General features: G+C 74.0%; 13 protein-coding genes. 5 read left to right on the forward strand and 8 right to left on the reverse strand.

What is annotated here, in order from left to right; translation table 11 throughout:
- Positions 1–31 precede the first annotated feature (31 nt).
- The 3 genes from ACIBG6_RS35845 to ACIBG6_RS35855 all read left to right on the forward strand — a co-directional run bounded on the left by ACIBG6_RS35845 (position 32) and on the right by ACIBG6_RS35855 (position 3,130).
- The gene (locus ACIBG6_RS35845) at positions 32–1,477 is read left to right on the forward strand and encodes a CitMHS family transporter (protein ID WP_399226923.1); all 1,446 of its coding nucleotides are present in this window, start codon (positions 32–34) and stop codon (positions 1,475–1,477) included.
- Between the two features lie 176 nt (positions 1,478–1,653).
- Positions 1,654–2,355: a hypothetical protein gene (locus ACIBG6_RS35850; RefSeq protein ID WP_399226924.1), complete on the forward strand. Its 702-nt coding sequence runs from the start codon at positions 1,654–1,656 to the stop codon at positions 2,353–2,355.
- Positions 2,342–3,130, forward strand: a complete 789-nt coding sequence (locus ACIBG6_RS35855) for a class F sortase (protein WP_399226925.1) — start codon at positions 2,342–2,344, stop codon at positions 3,128–3,130. Before ACIBG6_RS35850 ends, ACIBG6_RS35855 begins: the two co-directional genes overlap by 14 nt.
- A gap of 40 nt (positions 3,131–3,170) precedes the next feature.
- Here ACIBG6_RS35855 and ACIBG6_RS35860 read toward each other — a convergent pair whose 3' ends face one another.
- The 3 genes from ACIBG6_RS35860 to ACIBG6_RS35870 form a co-directional block, all read right to left on the reverse strand.
- Positions 3,171–6,500, reverse strand: coding sequence for an ATP-binding protein (locus tag ACIBG6_RS35860; protein ID WP_399226926.1), 3,330 nt, complete (start codon positions 6,498–6,500; stop codon positions 3,171–3,173).
- A 108-nt stretch (positions 6,501–6,608) separates the two neighbouring features.
- Entirely contained in the window at positions 6,609–9,473 is a 2,865-nt protein-coding gene (locus ACIBG6_RS35865) for a VCBS repeat-containing protein (protein WP_399226927.1), read from the reverse strand.
- Complete coding sequence (locus ACIBG6_RS35870; RefSeq protein ID WP_399226928.1) at positions 9,473–12,016, reverse strand: S8 family serine peptidase; 2,544 nt, start codon at positions 12,014–12,016, stop codon at positions 9,473–9,475. Before ACIBG6_RS35870 ends, ACIBG6_RS35865 begins: the two co-directional genes overlap by 1 nt.
- 377 nt (positions 12,017–12,393) lie before the next feature.
- Between ACIBG6_RS35870 and ACIBG6_RS35875 the strand changes: the two genes are divergently transcribed.
- Together ACIBG6_RS35875 and ACIBG6_RS35880 are read left to right on the forward strand one after the other, a co-directional pair.
- A complete protein-coding gene (locus ACIBG6_RS35875) occupies positions 12,394–13,785 on the forward strand; it encodes an aldehyde dehydrogenase family protein (RefSeq protein ID WP_399226929.1) in 1,392 nt (463 codons plus the stop codon).
- 44 nt (positions 13,786–13,829) lie between these two features.
- The gene (locus tag ACIBG6_RS35880; RefSeq protein ID WP_399226931.1) at positions 13,830–14,912 is read left to right on the forward strand and encodes a Zn-dependent alcohol dehydrogenase; all 1,083 of its coding nucleotides are present in this window, start codon (positions 13,830–13,832) and stop codon (positions 14,910–14,912) included.
- Positions 14,913–15,000: 88 nt separating this feature from the next.
- On the opposite strand, the gene ACIBG6_RS35885 is transcribed toward ACIBG6_RS35880, so the two are convergent.
- The 5 genes from ACIBG6_RS35885 to ACIBG6_RS35905 are packed head-to-tail and all read right to left on the reverse strand — an operon-like array spanning position 15,001 to position 19,392.
- The gene (locus ACIBG6_RS35885) at positions 15,001–15,927 is read right to left on the reverse strand and encodes a PDR/VanB family oxidoreductase (RefSeq protein ID WP_399226932.1); all 927 of its coding nucleotides are present in this window, start codon (positions 15,925–15,927) and stop codon (positions 15,001–15,003) included.
- A gap of 3 nt (positions 15,928–15,930) precedes the next feature.
- Positions 15,931–17,382, reverse strand: a complete 1,452-nt coding sequence (locus ACIBG6_RS35890) for a purine-cytosine permease family protein (protein WP_399226933.1) — start codon at positions 17,380–17,382, stop codon at positions 15,931–15,933.
- On the reverse strand, positions 17,379–17,726 hold the full coding sequence (locus ACIBG6_RS35895) for a Rieske (2Fe-2S) protein (RefSeq protein WP_399226934.1): 348 nt from the start codon (positions 17,724–17,726) through the stop codon (positions 17,379–17,381). Before ACIBG6_RS35895 ends, ACIBG6_RS35890 begins: the two co-directional genes overlap by 4 nt.
- On the reverse strand, positions 17,723–18,589 hold the full coding sequence (locus ACIBG6_RS35900; protein WP_399226935.1) for an iron-containing redox enzyme family protein: 867 nt from the start codon (positions 18,587–18,589) through the stop codon (positions 17,723–17,725). The genes ACIBG6_RS35895 and ACIBG6_RS35900 overlap by 4 nt, the downstream gene beginning before the upstream one ends.
- Complete coding sequence (locus ACIBG6_RS35905; protein WP_399226936.1) at positions 18,586–19,392, reverse strand: dihydrodipicolinate synthase family protein; 807 nt, start codon at positions 19,390–19,392, stop codon at positions 18,586–18,588. Before ACIBG6_RS35905 ends, ACIBG6_RS35900 begins: the two co-directional genes overlap by 4 nt.
- Positions 19,393–19,413 lie beyond the last annotated feature (21 nt).

A 19,413-nucleotide genomic window follows, 5' to 3' on the forward strand; every position in this document is an offset into this window, starting at 1 on the left:
GCAGTTCAAGGGTGAACGTGAGGTGTCCTCCATGCTGACCGTCCTCGGCTTCGCGATGATCGCGACCTTTCTGGTCCTGATCATGATGAAGAAGATGTCGCCGATCGCGGCGCTCGTGCTGATCCCCGCGCTCTTCTGTGTCGCGGTCGGGCAGGGGGCCCAGCTCGGCGACTACGTCATCGAGGGGGTCGGCAAGCTGGCGCCGACCGCCGCGATGCTGATGTTCGCGATCGTCTACTTCGGCGTCATGATCGACGTCGGCCTCTTCGACCCGATCGTCCGGGGCATCCTGCGCTTCTGCAAGGCCGACCCCGTGCGCGTCGTCGTGGGTACGGCGGTGCTCGCCGCGATCGTCTCCCTGGACGGCGACGGCTCCACCACCTTCATGATCACCGTCTCGGCGATGTATCCGCTGTACAAGCGGCTCGGCATGAGCCTCGTCGTGATGACCGGTGTCGCCGCCACCGCCAACGGCGTCATGAACACCCTGCCCTGGGGCGGCCCCACGGCCCGCGCCGCGACCGCGCTGAAGCTGGACGCCTCCGACATCTTCGTACCGATGATCCCCGCGCTCGGCATGGGCCTGGTCTTCGTCTTCGCCCTGGCGTACGTCCTCGGGCGCCGCGAGCGCAAGCGCATCGGCTACCTCACGCTCGACGAGGCCCTGGTGCCGGAGACCGAGACCGTGCTGGTCGCGGCGGGCGGCGGAGCGGGCGGCGGGGCCGGCGCGGACGCGGACGCGCCGAAGAAGTCCGTCGGCGACTCCGGTGCGACCACGACCACGACCACGGCCTCGGCCACGGGCGCGGGCGTCGGCGCGGGTGACGGCGACGGCTTCCAGGGGCTCGACCCGAACCGGGCGAGCCTCCGGCCCAAGCTGTACTGGTTCAACGCCGGCCTCACGCTCGTGCTGCTCACCGCGATGATCCTGGAGCTGCTGCCGATCCCGGTCCTGTTCCTCCTCGGCGCCGCTCTCGCGCTCACCGTCAACTACCCGAACATGGCCGAGCAGAAGGCCCGGATCGCCGCCCACGCGGACAACGTCCTCAACGTCTCGGGCATGGTCTTCGCCGCCGCGGTCTTCACGGGGGTCCTCACCGGCACGGGCATGGTCAAGCACATGGCCGACTGGCTCGTCGGTGCCATTCCCGAGGGCATGGGGCCGCACATGGCCGTGGTCACCGGCCTGCTGAGCCTCCCGCTCACCTACTTCATGTCGAACGACGGCTTCTACTTCGGCGTGCTGCCGGTCCTCGCGGAGGCCGGCGCGGCCCACGGCGTGTCGCCCCTGGAGATCGCCCGGGCCTCGCTGGTCGGGCAGGCGCTCCACATGTCCAGCCCGCTGGTGCCCGCCGTGTACGTCCTCGTCGGCATGGCGAAGGTGGAGTTCGGCGACCACACCCGGTTCACGGGGAAGTGGGCCGCGCTGACCTCGCTGGTCGTGCTGGCGGCGGGGATCCTCTTCGGGATCATCTGAGCCGGGCGGCCCCGACCCGTCCCCGGTCCCGTGCGGCGACGGGGAGTGGGCCGGACGGGTGGAGAGGGAGGTCGGTGCGGTCGAGTCGTCACCGTTTGTGTCCATGTCGTGACAGATAGTCGGATTATCGCAAATACGCGTCCGCTGTGCTCCCTCACGACTGGAGGACCTCCCTCATGACGACTCCCCCCACCCGCACTCTTCTCCGCGCGGCGCTCGCCACCCTGGCGCTCGGCGGTGTGACCCTCGCCGGCGCCCCGACGGCCTTCGCCGCGCCCGGCGACAACGGTGACGTCAAGGTCCACCGACAGAACACCCCTGACACCAGCCAGGCCAACGAGCCCCAGGTCGGATGCACCTTCCGCTTCGCGGCCTTCAACTTCGACGGCCTGCAGAGCATCCAGTGGAACATCTATGAGCAGCCGGGCCAGCCAGGCAACCAGGACCCGTCGCTGAAGAACGGCAGCATCGCCGTCGACAGCAACGGTGACGGACACACGGACGACATCACCGGCCTGTCAACCGGCATGTACAAGGTCGAATGGACGTGGGTGGGCCAGAGCGGCGCGGCGAAGTCGAAGGTCTTCCGGGTCAACTGCCCCGGCGGCGTGATCACCAACCCGACGCCGACACCGACGCCCACCAACGGTAACGGGGGCCCCGGCGGTGGCCCCGGCGGGAACGGCGACAACGGCGGCAACGGTCACGGCAAGCCCCCGCACGGCCCGGTCGGCGCGGGCGGCGGCGGCAGCGCGCCGATCGCCGCCGAGGACTCCTCGGCCTTCGGCATCGGGGCGGCCGTCGCGGCGGGCCTCGCCGGCACGGCCGGACTGGTCCTGATCCGTCGCTCGCGCCGCCGCGACAATGGCGCCGCGTAGGTCCGGCCTCACGCCCGGGCCTCACACGCCCCGGTCCCGCCTCACGCGCCGTCACCGGCGACTCCTCCGGCTCACCAGGACCGTCACGGTGACGTGCGTCCTGGTGGCCGGGGGCGCCTGGTGGGCCGGGGGCGGGGAACCGGCCGACCCGCCGCTCGCCGCGGCACCGGCCGCACCCGGCCCGGCCGCGGCGGCAGCGTCCGCGGCGAGGGCGGCCGGCGCCCCGGCCGCCCTCGACCACAAGGCGAAGCCCAGGGCGCTCCCCAAGGCCACGCCCCCGCCCCGGCCGGCACCGCCCCCCCGGCCGCTGGCCCGGTCGCGCCCCACGGCGCTCGCCGTCCCCGCCATCACCATCGAGGCCCCGGTCATCGACCTCGGTCTCGACGGCGCCGGGCGGCTCGCCACCCCACCGGTAGAGAACCCCCGGGTCGTCGGCTGGTACGCGAAGGGCGCCACCCCGGGAGAGCGCGGCACCGCCGTCGTCGTGGGTCACCGCGACACCCGCAGCGGGCCCGCCGTCTTCCTCAACCTCGACTCGCTCAGCCCCGGCAACACCGTCCGGGTCGCCCGCGCCGACGGCAGGGTCGCCGTCTTCACGGTCGACCGCGTCCGGACGTACGCCAAGGCCGACTTCCCCGACAAGGAGGTGTACGGCGCCACAGGACGGCCCGAACTGCGGCTGCTTACCTGTGGCGGATCATTCGACCCCAGCAAGGGCTACGAGGCGAACATCGTCGTCTACGCCCACCTCACCGGCGTCGACCGGACGATCTGACCGACGGACCCCAGCCGCGTCCGTCGCTCTCTCTCCCCGTTCAGTCGCTCTCCCCGCTCCGGCGGGCTCCCGCCACCCGGCGGGCTCCCGCCGGATAGGGCAGTTCCTCCGCCAGGGCGGCCGCACGGTCGAAGCCCTCGGCCGCCTCCCGCTCCCGGCCGAGTGCCGCGAGCGCGGCGGCCCGCACCGTACGGGCCTCGGTCTCCGCGAGCCGTTCACCGGCCCGTTCCGCCCGCCCGGCCTCGGCCTGCGCCACCTCGGCGGCCTCCGCGGCCCGCCCGCACGCCAGCAGCGCCCAGGCCGTCAGATGGGCCGTGCCCGCCTCCCGATAGCCGGCGAGGAGCCGCAGCGCCTCCTCCGGCCTGCCCTCCCGCACCGCCAGCTCCGCCCGCGCCGACCGCACCTCGTACTCGGCCTGATGGTCACCCTGGGCCACCGCCGTCCGCTCGGCCGGGTCGAGCAGCTCGCCCCCGCCGGGTTCGTCCTCCCGCATCCGTACGCGGGCGAGCGCCACCAGCGCGTACGGGGCGCACCACACGGCGTGCGACTCCGAGTCCCGCACCGCCGTCTGGGCGAGCTCCCGGGCCTCCGCCACCTCCTCCACGAGGAGATGGAGCTCCGCCAGGTTGGCCCGCTCGAAGACCGTCGCCGTCGGATCGCCCGAGCGCTCCGCGAGCGCGAGCGCCCGGCGGCCCGTCGCGATGGCCTCCCTCAGCCGCCCCGCCCGCCGCGCCGTCTCGCGCAGCACCGAGAGCACCGAGGCCAGCAACTGCGGATCGCCGTACGCCTCCGCGTGCGGAAGCGCCCGGTCCGCCACCGGGCCCGCCTGCCCGAAGCGGCCCGCGAGCCCCAGCGAGGTCGCCCGCGCCGCCAGCGCCCTGGCGAGCAGCCCGCGCCGCTCCGGGCCCGTCACCGTCTGCGCCGCGTCCTCCGCAGCCCGGGCGGCGACCACCCCCTCCTCGTACCGGCCCGCGACGAAACACAGCACCGCGCGGGCCAGATGGTGGGCGCTCGCCACGGCCGCCGGGGTCCCGGGGCCGGGCGGGCAGGAGTCGAGCAGCCGGAAACCGTCCTCCGTACCGCGGGTCTTCGGCATCAGCTCCGCGAGCCGCGCCGCCGCCAGGACCCTGCCGTCAGCGTCCCCGCGCCTCCCCAGCTCCTCCAGCGCCTCGGTGAGCAGCCGGGCCGCCTCGTCGAATCGGCCCAGGCGGCGCAGCACGGCGCTCCGGTCGATCCGCGCCCGCGCGGACTCGGCCGCCAGCGCGTCGAGACGGCCGGTGAGTTCGGCGTAGTAGCGGTCGGCGGTGTCGTTGGCGTAGAGCGCCGCCGCCCGCTCGGCGGCCTGCCGCAGATAGCCGGTGGCGCGCGGGTCGTCGGCGCGGGTCAGATGGGCGGCGAGCGTGTCCACGGCTTCGGGACGGCGGCGCAGCACCGCCTCCGCGTACGCCGAGTGCAGGAGTCGGCGGCGGGCCGCCGAGAGCCCTTCGTAGCAGGTCAGCCGGACCAGCGGATGGCGGAAGGCGAGCCCGGCCACCGGCCGGCCCTCGCTGACCACCCGCCGTTCCTCGACCACCGAAGCGGCGACGGCCGCCTCCACGCCCTCCGTGGCCTCGGCCGCCGAGAGCCGCGGATGGCCGCCGCGCCGGGCCACGTCGAGGACCTCGGTGAGGGCCGCGTCCTGCCCGGCGACCGCGACCGCGTCGACCACCCGGCGGGCGGCGGGACCCAGCCGGCCCAGACGCTCCGCCACCAGCTGCCGTACGCCCTCCGGGGCGCTGGGCCGCTCGTCCCCGTCCCTTACGGCACGGGCCAGTTCGAGCGCGAACAGCGGATTGCCCAGCGACAGCTCCCACACCCGCTCCGGTACGGCTCCGTCGGAGCCCAGCGCGTCCGCCGTCAGCGCCAGACACGCCTCGCGGGACAGCCGGGGCAGCTCGACCGCACCGGCGAGGGACTGGCGCAGCAGCAGGTCGAGCACCTGGCGGCGGGGGTCGGACGCCGGAAGTTCCTCAGGGCGGACAATGGCGAGAAATCGCCAGGTACTTCCCCCTTCGCGGGCCCGGCGGGCAAGATGGCTGAGGAGCTGGAACGAGCCCGCGTCCCCCGCGTGGAGGTCGTCCAGGACCACCATCACGGGCCGCTCCGCCGCCAGTTCACCGAGCAGCCCCGCCGTCGCCCGGAACAGCCGGTCCCGCTCCTCCTCGGGACTGCGGCCGCTCTCCGGACGCACCCGCCCCAAGGACGGCAGAAGCGCCGCCAGTTCGGGATACTCCGCGCCCGCCCTGGCCCGCTCCCCGGCCGGCCGGTCCGCCAGCCAGCCGTCCAGTGCCTCGGTGAACGGTCCGTACGGCGTGTGCCCCTCCGCGTCGTGGCCCGCGCCCCACAGCACGGCCGTCCCGTCCGCGGCCGCCCGCCGGGCCGCCTCCCCGGCAAGCCGTGTCTTGCCGAGCCCCGCCTCGCCGGTGAGCACGAGCACGGGCGGGGAGCCGGGGGCGAGCAGGTGCGCGAGGAGTTCGTCCCGACCGCGCAGGGGAGCGGTGGGCGGCCGCCGCACCACGGCCGGCAGCGCGGGCCCCACCGAGCGGGGCGCCGGCACGGGCGCGGCCAGTGCCGCCCGGTGCAGCCGCTCGGTCTCCGGGCCCGGGCGCACGCCGAACTCCGCGTCCAGCGCCTCCCGGCACAGGTGGTACTGCGCCACCGCGCGGCGCCGCAGCCCCTGCCGCACGTACGCCTCGATCAGGACCCGGTGCGCCTCCTCCTCCGCCGGAGCCACCGCGAGGACCTGCTCGGCCGCGGGGACGGCCTCCTCCGGGGCGCCCGCGGCCAGATGGGCGGCGGCGAGGGCGAGCAGGGCGCGCTCCCGCAGCGCCGAGAGCCGCTCGCGGCGCGCCTCGGCCCAGGGCGCGTAGCGGTCCTCGGGCAGCAGCTCGCCCGTGAACGCCTCCAGGGCGGCGGCGAGCTCGGCGCGCCCACCGTGCGCGAGCGCAGCCTCCGCCAGTGCCTCGGCCTCGTCGGCGTCGATCCGTACCGTCCGCGGATCGAGCCGCAGCAGCGAGCCCTCACCGGTCAGATAGGAGGAGACGGACCGGGGAGCCAGCTCGGGTTCGATCGCCCGCCGGGCCGCGTGCAGCGCCACCCGCAGACTGCCCAGCGCGGCCTGCGGATCCGCGTCCGGCCAGCAGATCTCCATCGCCTGCTCGCGGTGGAGGCTGTGTCCGGGGGAGACCGCGAGCAGTTTCACCAGCGTGCGCGCGCTCGGCCGCGGCCACCGCTCGGAGAGCGGCGGCCCGCCGTCCCGGTCGACCCGGAACCCGCCGAAGAGGCGCACTCGCAGCACCGGAGGTGCGCCCGCTGGTATGTCTGCGCTCATGAGGGCGCCCACTGTAATGGGTGGCCTGTGCACCGGAATGGCGCGGTCCGGGGATGGCCGGAGACCCCCGCCCGATGGTGCGGGCGGGGGTCCGTGATCCGAGGCGGGCTACTGGGCGGTCAGCCTGCCCGTCACCATGCCGTGGATCGCGCTGTCCTGGAGCAGGTAGCGCCCGCCGGACAGTTCGATCGTCCGGTCGAAGCCGGTGTCGTCCTTGCCGAGGCCGACGACCTCGTCCACGCCGTCGCCGTCGAGGTCCGCGACGACCATGTTCTGGGTCGCGTAGCCGCCCAGCTTGGCCAGGTGGTTCGGGTAGTTGTCGCCGGCGGTGAGCACCGACGGGTCCCACAGGTAGGCCGCGCCCTCGGTGCCGCCGAAGATCAGCCGGCGTCCGCCCGGGCCCGTGCCGAACCGCGCGTTGCGCAGGGTCGGCAGCGTGTAGATCTCGTGCTCCTTCCCGTCCTTGGCGAAGGTGCGCAGGGAGGCCGTCCCGGCGAGGACCAGACCCTCGTCGCCGGTGAACCAGTTGCCGAGCGTCCAGGCGCCGCCGCCGGTCGCGGTGTGCACGACCTCGCCCGTGCGGACGTCACGGAGCTCGAAGTACGTGCTCCAGTTGGCGCCTTCCCTCACGATCCACGAGTAGACGACGGCGTGCCCGTCCGCGTACGGGATGCCGGGCGAGGCGTACACGCCGTGGAAGAGCTGCGCCGCGTAGACCGTGGTGTCCGCGTCGCCGGTCCAGGTCGGGTCCGCCGACCAGAGGGCCTTGCCCGTACGGGCGTCGAGCGCCGTCCCGCCGACGACGGCCGTCCCGTCGTTCACCCCGCGCGTCTGGTACGAGCCGAGGACCTTGCCCTCGGCGACGGCGAGGTCGGAGAAGACCAGGCCGGGCGCGGGCGCGTACGTCCAGAGGTCCCGCCCGCCGCCGCTGTAGGCGCGGATCGCGTCGGTCGGCACGAGGATCTCCTCGTCGCCGTCCCGGTCCAGGTCCGCCACCGTGACGGAGCGGACGAACCGGCCCTGCCCGTCGATGGTCTCGCGGACCTTGCCGGTGCGGGCGTCCACGACGACCGCCGCCGAGTCTGCCGCGACGACGAGGTCGTCGCGCCGGCCGTCGCCGTCGGTGTCGCCGATCCGGATGTCACCCTGCACGGAGCCGGGCAGCGTGGCCTTCCACAGCACCCGCGGCTTCCCGGAGACCAGCGACGGCCCGTCGTAGGCCCAGAGCCCCTGGGACTGGCCGCCGACGATCACGTCCTCGCGCCCGTCGCCGTCGACGTCGGCCGCGAGGCCCGTGCTGAGGTTTCCCTGGAGCGGGGTGATCGCGGCCTGCCGGCCGCTGCCGAGCCGGTACGAGCGGATGTTCTGCTCGTTGTCCACGGTCCGCACGCGCCACTCGTCGTCCTCGCGGTACGGCTGGGCGTAGATCGGCGAGGCGGTCGCGCCCGTGTGCTGCCAGCGGACCTCCCCGTCCCGGCCGTCCAGCGCGGTGAGCGTGCCGAAGCGGCCGCCGCCCGGGTTGGCGGCGGTCTCCAGGCCCTCGGTGGAGACGTACGAGGCGAGGACCTTGCCGTCGGCGATCCGCAGGCCGAGCGCGGAGTCGCCGTCCTTGACGTTGTCCTCGCCGCGCTTGACCGTGTGCGACCACAGCTCCGCCGCGTCACCGCCGTCCAGGGCGCGCACGGTGGACGTGTTGACCCACAGGTACTCGTCGAGTGTCGACTCGCTGATCGCGTACTCGGGGGCGGAGTCGCCGCGCAGCTGGCCGATCCGCAGCCCGATGCCGAGTGCGTTGATCCGGGTGTCCAGGGTGGTGCGGGTCCCGGTGGCCGGGTCGTAGGCGGCCACCTCGTACCGGATGCCGTCCCGGGCGTCCGCCTGCTCCAGGGCGACCACACGCTTCCGCGTCGCGTCGAAGGCCAGCTGGCGGGAGTAGAGGTCGTCGTCCGTCTGCCAGGCCACGGAGCCGTCGGCCGTGTCGAGGACCAGGGTGTGGCCCGCGGCGGGGTCCGTGGCGGTCTTCCTGACGTACCAGGACACGGCGACGCGCCCGCCGCCGAGCGGCAGGGTGGAGCCCCACCGGCCGTGGCGCTGTCCCGTCTCGTACGTCCAGGTCGCCGACGGCGTGAGCTTCGTGCCGTCGTACGCGAAACGGAAGGCCCGCAGGGCTGCGGTGGCGTCCTTCGGGGAGTTGAGGCTCGTCGACGGCTGGTCGCCGATGAGCAGGGTGTCGCCGACGAGCGTGACCTGCTGGGCGTCGGCGAAGAGCTGCGACCACAGCGTCCGGCCCGTGGCGCCGTCGAGGACGGTGACGAAGGTGCCGGTGGTCAGCGTGGAGCCGGGGGAGGTGAACGGACGGTACGGGCTGGTGCCCACGTCGGCCGTGAAGACGACGTCCGCGATCCCGTCGCCGGTCAGGTCGCCCTGCGTCCAGCCCCGGTCGGAGCTGTCGGCGTACGGGCTGTTGGCGTGGAAGCCGGTGGTGATCCGCGCCGGGAACGGCTCGGTCTGCCACGGGCGGATGTTCGTGACCTGCCAGTCGGCGTAGAGCGAGGCGTTGTCCCGCTTCCAGACCGTGCGGCCGTCCTCGGCGAGCCGGGTGACGGTGCCGAGGCTGTGCACGGCGAGGAAGTCGCCGCGTCCGCCGCCGAGCTGGGCGGTGTCGGCCTGCCCCTGGTAGGTCTCCAGGCCGGAAGCCTTGGTGACGGTCAGGCCGCCGGCCGTGGTGTCGGTGGTGTCGGCGGTCTCGGAGGTGCCCTGGAGCGCGCTCCGTGCCGTGTCCCGCGGGGTGACGTCGAGGGGCGCGGCCGGTTCGGCGCGCTGCTCCAGGGCGTCGGCCTGGGCATCGGTGAGGATCCGGCCGAGGGGCTCGTCGTCGGCGTACGCGGTGGTGGCGGGCAGTGCGGTGAGTGCGAGGCCGGCCGCGACGAGGGCGGAGGCGAGGCGTACGCCGCGCCGGGAACGGTGGGTCATCACGCCGCCTTCGGGGAGATACGGATGGCCGAACGGTCCATGAGGACCGGCTCGTTGAAGGAGTACTGCAGGGCGTCCGTGCCCGCCTGGTTCTCGATGCCGACGGTCGCGCCGCCGCCGGTCTCCAGGGAGTTCGCGCCGATCGACTGGTACTGGAGGACGATCGCGCCGGTCGCCTCCTCGAAGACGGCCTCGAAGGTGACGCGCTTGGCGGTGTCGGCGGCGAAGGCCGCGTTCTCCCAGACGATCGCGAAGCGCCGCTGCCCGGCGGTGCCGCTGACGGTTGTCTTCACCGCCGACTTGGAGTCCAGGGTCAGGTCGTCCCAGAAGGCGGCGAGGACGCCGTTGGGCTGGCCCGGGGACGGCAGCGCGGTGTTCTTGTAGTCGCCGAGCCGGGGGGCGAGGAAGTTCACCAGGCCGTTGGTGGTGACGCTCGCCTGGCCGTACGTGACGCCGTAGAACGAGACGGGGAAGGGCAGGGCGATCGTCTTCGCGTTCTCGTCGCCGGAGAGCGCCAGCTTCGTCGACGCGGAGGTCCACGCGTACGTGGCGGGCAGGCAGCTGTTGCCGGCGGCGTCGGTACGGGCGGGCAGGGCGGCCGTCACCGTCTCCGCGGCGTCCACGGCCAGCGCGGCGCTGTAGGTGCCGTTGCAGAGGACGGGCGCCGCCGGGGTGGCGGTCAGCGTGAACGAGCCCTCGGCGACGGCCGGGAAGCGGAAGGCGCCGGCGGCGTCGGTGACGACCGGGGTGAGCGGGGCGTCGGTGAAGCGGACGGTGGCGCCCTTCAACGGCTTCCCGGTGACGTCCAGGACGGTGCCGGTGACGGCGTGCGCGGGCACGGCGTCCAGGCCGAGGTCGTGGGCGAGGGACTGGCCGGTGGTGACGGTGAGCGCGTCCTCGACGAGGTCCCGGTAGCCGTAGCCGCCGACCGTGAGGGCGTACGTGCCCGCGGCCAGCGTCAGCCGGTAGGAGCCGGAGGCGTCGGTGGTCACGGAGCGGCGGGCCTCGCCCGCGGTGGCGGTGACCGTGACCCCGGCGAGCGGGGAGCCGGTCGCCCGGTCGGTGATCGTGCCGGTGACGGTGGCCGCGGTGTGCGGGGCCCGGTCCACGGCGGCGAGGATGTCGAGCTTGCCCTCGCCCCAGACGTTGTTGGCGGCGGCGGTGCCGCCGCAGTGGGTGTCGTCGACGTCGCGGGCGGAGCCGTTCAGGGCCGCGCGGGTGCCGTCGATGTCACCGATGAGGGACGGGGCCGAGGACCAGAGCAGGGCGACGGCGCCGGCGACGTGCGGGGTCGCCATCGACGTACCGGAGATGGCGCGGAAGGAGTTGCCCGGCCAGGCGGAGCGGACGTCCACGCCGGGGGCCGAGATGTTCGGCTTCATGGAGCCGTCGACGAGGGAGGGACCGAAGCCGGAGAAGTCGGCGATCTTCCCGTTCACGTCGTAGGCGCCGACGCCGTAGGCCGGGGCCTGGGCGCCGGGGGCCTCGGTGGTGGAGCAGCTCGTGCCGTTGCCGGCGTTGCCGGCGGCGAAGGCCTCGAAGATGCCCGCCGCGTTCCAGGACTCGATGATGTCCTGGTAGAAGGTGGTGTTCCCGCCGCCCCAGGAGTTGTTGACGATGTCGGGGGCGAGGTCGGGGCGCGGGTTCTCGCCGTTGCGGTCGGTCGGCGCCAGGATCCACTGGCCCGACTTCAGCAGGGACGAGTCCGAGCAGCTGCGGGCCTCGCAGCCCTTGGCGGCGATCCACGTGGTGCCGGGGGCGACGCCGATGCCGCCCGCGCCGGCGATCGTGCCCATGGTGTGGGTGCCGTGGCCGTTGTTGTCGCAGGGCGCGCCGGCGGCGCACTGGCCGGTCGGGTCGTACCAGTTGTAGTCGTGGCTGAAGGTGCCGTCGCCGAGGTTGCCCCGGTAGTTGCCCTTCAGGACCGGGTGGTCGTACTGCACACCCGAGTCGATGTTCGCGACGACGATGCCCTCGCCGCGGTTGTCGTACCGGGACCAGACCTGGTCGGCCCCGATGTCCTCGACGCCCCACTCGGGGGTCACCGTCTCCTCGGCGGTCGCGGAGGCCTGCTCGACCGTGTCGAGGGCGTAGTGCCGCTCCTGGCGGAGGGAGGCCACGTCGGTGCGGGCGGCCAGCCGCTCCACGAGGGCCTTGTCGCCGGTCACCTTGACGGCGTTGGCGATCCAGTACGACTCGTAGCCGACCTTGGCCCGGTCGAGGAAGCGCGTCAGGGAGACCTGACTGCGGGTGGCCTCGGTGCGCAGGGTCTCGAAGGCGGTGCGGGCCTTCTTCTCGTGGCCGCGCTGCGAGCGGGTTCGGGAGAGGTCGGCGCGGTCGGCGAGGACGACGAAGAAGGTCGCCTGGCCGCCGTCCCGGACCGTGGCGGTGATGCCGGGATCGACGGCGGCCCGGGGGGAGGGCGCGGCGGCCGTGGACGGCGCCGCGGCCACGGTGGGGGCCACGAGCAGAGCCGTAAGGGTGGCGGCGGCCGTGGCCCAGACGGTGGTTCCGCGCCGGATCGGCGAGCGGGGCAGGTGCATGTGGGTGGCTCCTCCAACGCTGGTACGGGGGAAGCCGACGCCACGCCACCCCGTACGGACCTGGGGGAAGGGCCTGGGGGAGGTGGGGCGGGCTCGGTCGGGGACGCTAGGTCCGGGCCGTTACTGGGGAATTACCGGACGGCCGGGGACGGGGGCCGGGGAGGTGGCCGAGGCCGGGGGCGCCGGTGCAAGGCGGCTTCCGCCAGTTCCGGGGACGTACGGCTGTGCGGGGTGTCCGTGGACAGGGCCGGCGCCGGGGCGGCACGATCGGTTCGGCAGTGAGACCGGGGGCACTCCGGGGACCCTGGCGCCCGAAAACTAACAGCGCTAGTTTGGGTCAGGACGACGAACCCGTCAGTAACGTGAGGAGACCGCGGATGAAGGCCCACGACGCGATGTACATCGGCGGGGAGTGGCGTCCCGCCTCCTCGGCGGAGACCATCCCCGTGATCAACCCGGCGGACGAGCAGGTCATCGGCCACGTCCCGGCGGGCACCGCCGAGGACGTCGACGCCGCCGTACGCGCCGCCCGCGCCGCGCTCCCCGGCTGGGCCGCCACCCCGCCCGCCGAGCGCGCCGCCCGCATCGCCGCCCTGCGCGACGCGCTCGCCGCCCGCGCGGAGGAGATCGCCGCCACCGTCACCGCCGAACTCGGCGCCCCGCCGCAGCTCGCCGCCGCCGTCCACGCGGGCCTGCCGATCGCGGTCGCCGGCACGTACGCCGAACTGGCCGCCACCCACCCCTTCGAGGAGAAGGTCGGCAACTCCACCGTCTACGCGGAGCCGGTCGGCGTCGTCGCCGCGATCACCCCCTGGAACTACCCGCTCCACCAGATCGTCGCCAAGGTCGCCCCCGCGCTCGCCGCCGGCTGCACGACCGTCCTCAAGCCCGCCGAGGACACCCCGCTCACCGCCCAGCTCTTCGCCGAGGCAGCGCACGAGGCGGGCCTGCCCGCCGGCGTCTTCAACCTGGTCACCGGCCTCGGCCCGGTCGCCGGACAGGCCCTCGCCGAACACCCGGACGTGGACCTCGTCTCCTTCACCGGCTCCACCGCCGTCGGCCGCCGCATCGGCGCCCTCGCGGGCGGCGCCGTGAAGCGGGTCGCCCTCGAACTGGGCGGCAAGTCCGCCAACGTGATCCTGCCGAGCGCCGACCTCCCCAAGGCCGTCGCCGTCGGCATCGCCAACGTCATGTCCAACTCCGGCCAGACGTGCAGCGCCTGGACCCGGATGCTCGTCCCCACCGAGCGGTACGAGGAGGCCGTGGCCCTCGCCGCCGAGGCCGTCGCCAAGTACGTCCCCGGCGAGCGCGTCGGCCCCCTCGTCAACGCCAAGCAGCAGCAGCGGGTCCGCGGCTACATCGAGAAGGGCCTCGAAGAGGGCGCCCGGCTCGTCGCCGGCGGCCCCGAGGCCCCGCGCGAGACCGGCTACTACGTCGCCCCGACCGTCTTCGCTGACGTCACCCCGGACATGACCATCGCCCGCGAGGAGATCTTCGGCCCGGTCGTCTCGATCATCCGGTACGAGGACGAGGCCGACGCGCTCGCCATCGCCAACGGCACCGAGTACGGCCTCGCCGGAGCCGTCTGGGGCGAGCCCGCGGAGGCCGTCGCCTTCGCGCGCCGCATGGAGACCGGCCAGGTCGACATCAACGGCGGCCGGTTCAACCCGCTGGCTCCCTTCGGCGGCTGGAAGCAGTCCGGCGTCGGCCGGGAGCTCGGCGCGCACGGCCTCGCCGAGTACCTGCAGACGAAGTCCCTCCAGTTCTGATCGGCCACGTCCCGCCAGTTTCGAGCGCAGAAGGAGCAACGAGCGTGATCCGCGCCGCCGTCCTGCCCGCCGTCGGCTCTCCCCTGGAGATCACCGGCATCGAACTCCCCGAGCCGGGCCCCGGCCAGGTCAGGGTCCGACTCGCCGCCGCCGGGGTCTGCCACTCCGACCTGTCCCTCTCCAACGGCACCATGCGCGTGCCGGTCCCGGCCGTCCTCGGCCACGAGGGCGCCGGCACCGTCGTCTCCGTCGGCGAGGGCGTCACGCACGTCGCCCCAGGCGACGGCGTCGTCCTCAACTGGGCGCCGTCCTGCGGCAGCTGCCACCCCTGCTCGCTCGGCGAGGTCTGGCTCTGCGCGAACGCCCTCACCGGCTCCGCGAACATCCACGCCCGCACCGAGGACGGCACCGAGCTCCACCCCGGACTCAACGTCGCCGCCTTCGCCGAGGAGACGGTCGTCGCCGCGAACTGCGTCCTGCCCGTCCCCGACGGCGTGCCGCTCACCGACGCCGCCCTGCTCGGCTGCGCCGTCCTCACCGGCTGGGGCGCGGTCCACCACTCCGCGCGGGTGCGGGAGGGCGAGACCGTCGCGGTGTTCGGCGTCGGCGGGGTCGGCCTCGCCACGCTCCAGGCCGCCCGGATCGCGGGCGCGTCCACGATCGTCGCGGTCGACGTCTCCCTCGAGAAGGAGGCCCTGGCGAGGGCGGCGGGCGCCACCGAGTACGTCGTCGCCTCCGAGACGACGGCGAAGGACATCCGGAAGCTGACGGGCGGCCAGGGCGTCGACGTGGCCGTCGAGTGCGTCGGCCGCGCCGTCACCATCCGCACCGCCTGGGACTCCACCCGGCGCGGCGGCCGCACCACGGTCGTCGGCATCGGCGGCAAGGACCAGCAGGTCACCTTCCACGCCTTGGAGCTCTTCCACTGGGGCCGCACCCTGGCCGGCTGCGTCTACGGCAACTCGAACCCGGCCGTGGACCTGCCGGTCCTTGCCGAGCACATCAGGGCGGGCCGCTTCGACCTCGGCGCCCTGGTCACCGAGCGGATCACCCTGGAAGGCATCCCGGCGGCCTTCGACAACATGCTCGCGGGCAAGGGCGGCCGGGCCCTGGTGATCTTCCCCTGACGGCACGCGGAATCGCGGAAGCCCGTACCGGCTCACCCGGTACGGGCTTCCGCGTCCCGGAGGCCGGCGCGTCCCAGAGGTCCGCGCGTCACAGATCCAGGACGAGACGGGCGCCGCGCGAGCGCCCCACGCAGATCATCATCGTCGCCCCCGAGGCCTTCTCGTCCGCGCCGAGGACGGAGTCGTGGTGCTCGGGCGTTCCGGCGAGCACCTTCGTCTCACAGGTGCCGCACCAGCCCTCCTCGCAGGAGTACGCGACGTCCGGCACCGCCTCGCGAACGGCGTCGAGGAGTGTCCGGCCGGGCCCCACGGTCAGCGTCCGGCCACTGCGCCGCAGCTCGACCTCGAAGCCCTCCGCGGGCACGTCTCCCGTCGACGGAACCGGCGCCGCGCCGAACCGCTCCGTGTGCAGTGGACCCCGCCACCGTTCCTCCAACGCCCGCAGAAGCCCCTCCGGGCCGCAGCAGTACACGGCCGTCTCCGTCGGAATCCCGGCGAGGACGGCGTCCAGGTCGGGCAGCCCCGCGGTGTCCCGCGGGACGAGCGTGACCCCGGGGAGTACGGCGAGCTCCTCGCGGTAGGCCATGGCCGCCAGGCTCCGGCCCCCGTACAGCAGCGACCACGACCCCGGCGGCAGGGAGCGGACCATCGGCAGCAGAGGGGTGATGCCGATACCCCCGGCGACGAACAGATACCGCTCGGCGGGCACCAGCGGGAAGCGGTTGAACGGGCCCCGGACCCCGAGGAGCGTGCCCTCGCCGACGGAGGTGTGGATCTCCTTCGATCCGCCCCGGCCTTCGGGCTCCCGCAGCACCCCCAACCGGTACGTGCTCCGGTCCGCCGGGTCACCGCAGAGCGAGTAGTGCCGGACCGCACCGGACGGCAGCACCACCTCCAGGTGCGCGCCCGGCTCCCACGGGGCCAGGGCGGCGCCCGTGGGATCGGCGAGCACGAGCCCCAGGACGCCCTCGGCCTCCTGGACGACGGACCGGACCGTGAGTCGGGCCGTGGACATGCATCACCTCGAAACTCGCGACGGCGGCAGCAGGGGCTCCGGCCACACCCGGCACAGCGCCCCGTAGAGCCCGGCGGCGACGGCGAAGGAGGCCGGCAGGCTCAGGTCGACCCCGCCGGTCAGCTCCGTCAACGGACCGGTGTACAGCGGGTTGTTGACCCACAGGATCCCGACCGCCGAACCGGCGGCGAAGGCAGCGGCGGCCCGCGGGTTGACCCCGCGCGTGTACCAGTAGCGCCCGCCCCCGCCGGTGGTGAAGGTGCGCAGCGCCGCCGCGTCGTACCGGCCGCGGTGGAGCACGTAGCCGACGGAGAGCACCGCCGCCCACGGGGCGACGACCGTCAGCAGCAGCGTGACGAACGCCGACATCGCGTCCATCGCGTCGTACACCACCGCCCCGAGGTAGAGGACGGCCATGGCGAGCAGCGCGACGACCGTGGTGACGCCGGCCCGCGAGGCGCGCCAGACCACCGAGTTGGCGGAGAGCCCGGCCGCGTACAGACACAGTCCGGCCTGCGGCAGGGTGCCCGCGAAGCCGAAGACGACGACCGCCACCGCGAACCAGCCGGGGACGGCGTCCGTCAGGCCCTGGAGCCACGGCTCGCCGGGGACGGGGAAGAGGGTCGTCACGTACGCGCCGGTGAGCAGCGCCGCGAGGCTGCTGAGGAACATGGAGATCCCGCTGGCCCGCACGACCCGGCCGGTGGGGGTGGAGGCGGGCATGAAGCGGGTGTAGTCGCCCTGGAAGGTCGCGTACGACAGCGGCATGGTCGCGGCTGCGGTGGCCGCGAGCAGCCAGGTGTGCAGGACGCTGTCGAGTGCGAGCGTCCCCCCGGCGTATCCCGCGTCGAAGTCCGGGGCCAGGACGAGGACGGTGCCGAGCAGGACCACGCCGCCGGTGACCGCCGTGACCCTGTACGTACGGACGAGGGCCTCATGGCCGCGCACGGCGACCAGCGCGACCGCCGCCGCCGTCACGAGCATCGCGACCGTCAGCGCGCCCGGGCCCGTCGGGGTGGACAGCAGCCGGTGGCCGGCGACCATGACGGCGGTGCCGCCCGTCCAGACGGCGATCGCGAAGAAGCCGAGCGCCGTCACCACCGTGATGACGTTGCCGACGATCCTGCCGCGCACCCCGAAGTGTGCCCCGCTCGCCATGGGGTCGTTGGTGCCGGTACGGACGCCGAACCGGGCGAGGGGTGCGAGCAGCAGCGAACCGACGGCGACGCCCACCGTGATCGCGCTCGCCGAGGCCCACCAGCCGAGGCCGAAGACCACGGGCAGCGCGCCGAGCACGACGGTCCCGAACGAGAACTGCGCGGACGGCCAGATCCAGCCGAAGTCGGCCGGGGACGAGGTGCGTTCGGCGTCGGGGACGGGCGCGATGCCGTCGTGCCCGACCGCCGCGCGGGGCGGCGTCACGATCGACGCCGCCCCGGTCGGTGTGGTGGTCACAGGGCGCCCCCGGCATCGTGCTCGGAGTCCGGGCCGGAGCCGTGTCCGGAGTCCTGGCCGGCTTCCCGGCCGGGCAGGACGTCGACGACCCGGAGGGCCGCGCACGCGGCGCCCGAGGTCCGCTCGCCGCTCGTCAGATCGAAGGTCGTGTGGTGCAGGGGGCAGGTGATGCGCAGCCTGTCCCCGTCGACCCTGCCGTACTTGAGCCTGCCCCCGCGGTGCGGGCAGACGGCGGCGGCGAGCACCTTGCGGCCGCCGACCTCGACCAGGACCAGTTCCTCGGTCACCTGCCGGACGACGGGCTCGTCGGCCCCCCGCCGGCGCCCGGCGGGCACGGCCGTCATCCGACGGTCTCCCGTGCCCGCGCGACGGCCGCCTCGGTGGCCGTCCCGACGATCTCGGAGGCCAGCCGCACGCCCGCCCAGATCTTCGCGAGGTCCGGCTCGTCTAGCGCCCGGATCGCCGTACGCATATGACTGCTGTGGTACGTGTCGATGTAGAGGTGCTCGGTGTAGTAGGCGTCGTGTGCGATGCCGAGCCGCTGCGCCGCCCGGGCGAAGCTCTGGAAGGCGTACAGCACGCTGGTCTCGAAGTAGGCGTACGCCCCCAGGAAGTACTGGGGCGAGGGCGCCCGGCTGGCCAGCCAGTGGAACATGTTGACGTAGGCGTAGCACTCGGGGCTCGTCTCGTCGAGGTAGTCGTCGAGCCGGATGCTCATGCCGAGCTCGGTGAGGAGGTCCCGGTAGAGCTGGGAGTGGGCCTTCTCCTCGTTGCCGCAGCCGAGTTCGTCGATGAGGACCCGGAAGACCGCCATGCCGGAGCGGTACGGCAGCCGCGGCACGACCGGGAGCAGCGACTCGGACTCGGTGAGCCCGTCGAGGGCGAACTGCCCCACCACGGCCTTGAACTGGGCCAGCGTCGCGTGCTCGGCGAGGAAGGTCGCGCTCTCCGGGAGGTCCGCCTCCTCCTCCGCGAGGAAGTCCTTGAGCGTCCCGAGCAGTTCGCCGGTGTTCGCGAACCGGGGCGCCGAGGCCTCGTGGCCGCGGGCCGCCGGCAGGATCCACCGTTCCTCGATCGCTGCCATCGATCCGTAGTCGCCGAGGCTGGGGACCCGCCGGTAGAGGGCGTGCAGGTCGCGCTGGGCGGTCGCGGCGGGGGCCGTGACGGAGTGCGCGACGACCGGAGGGCCGGAGGGCGAGGCGCTCATGCCGCCATGACCTCCTCGGCCGTGGCGGGCGAGCCGATCACGCCGCGCCGGTGCAGCTCCTTCTTCACCCAGCGGTACCAGTCGTCGAGGAAGACGCCGTACTTCTCGCAGACGGTGTTGATCTCCGCCTGGCGGTCGGGCGTCGGGTCGACGAGCATCCGGTTGCAGAGACCGGGTTCGAGGTTGGCCAGCGGGCCGATGAAGCCGTCGATGCCCCGGGCGTCGACGAGGAGGTTCTCCCAGCCCTCGAAGACCGGGATCCCGGTGCCCGCGCCGGCCATCCGCCGGGTGAACGCGGCGTCCCCGCTGGACTCCTTGATGCCGACGATCCCGGGGATCTCCTTGCAGATCCGGATCAGGGTGTCGAACTCGATGCGATTGCCCGACAGCGCCTCCTCGTTGTAGAGGAAGATCGGGATGTCGAGGGCCGCGCGGATCGCCTTGTAGTGGTCGACGATCCGGTCCTGCGTCACGTCGGCGCCGAACGGCGTGGTGACGACGACGGCGTCGGCGCCGAGCGCGGCGGCCGTGATGGCCCGGTCGACCACGGAGGCGGTGTCCGGGAGCTGGATCCCGGCGAGCACGGGCAGGCCGTCGGCGTGCTTCACGGTGTACGTGACGACGTCCTGCCACTGCCGGGCGTCGAGCTTCCAGCCCTCGCCGGAGGTCAGGGCCGGCATCAGGCCGGTGACCTCGGCGTGGATATGGCCGATGAGTCGGGCCACGCTCTGCTCGTCGACGGTGCCGTTCTCGTCGAGCGGGGTGATCAGCGGGACGATGGTCCCGGAGTACGTGCCAGGCATGAGTGGGGTGCCCTTCGCGAG

Origin of the sequence: Streptomyces sp. NPDC050842, from assembly GCF_044456565.1 — a bacterium.
Classification (GTDB): Bacteria; Actinomycetota; Actinomycetes; order Streptomycetales; family Streptomycetaceae; genus Streptomyces.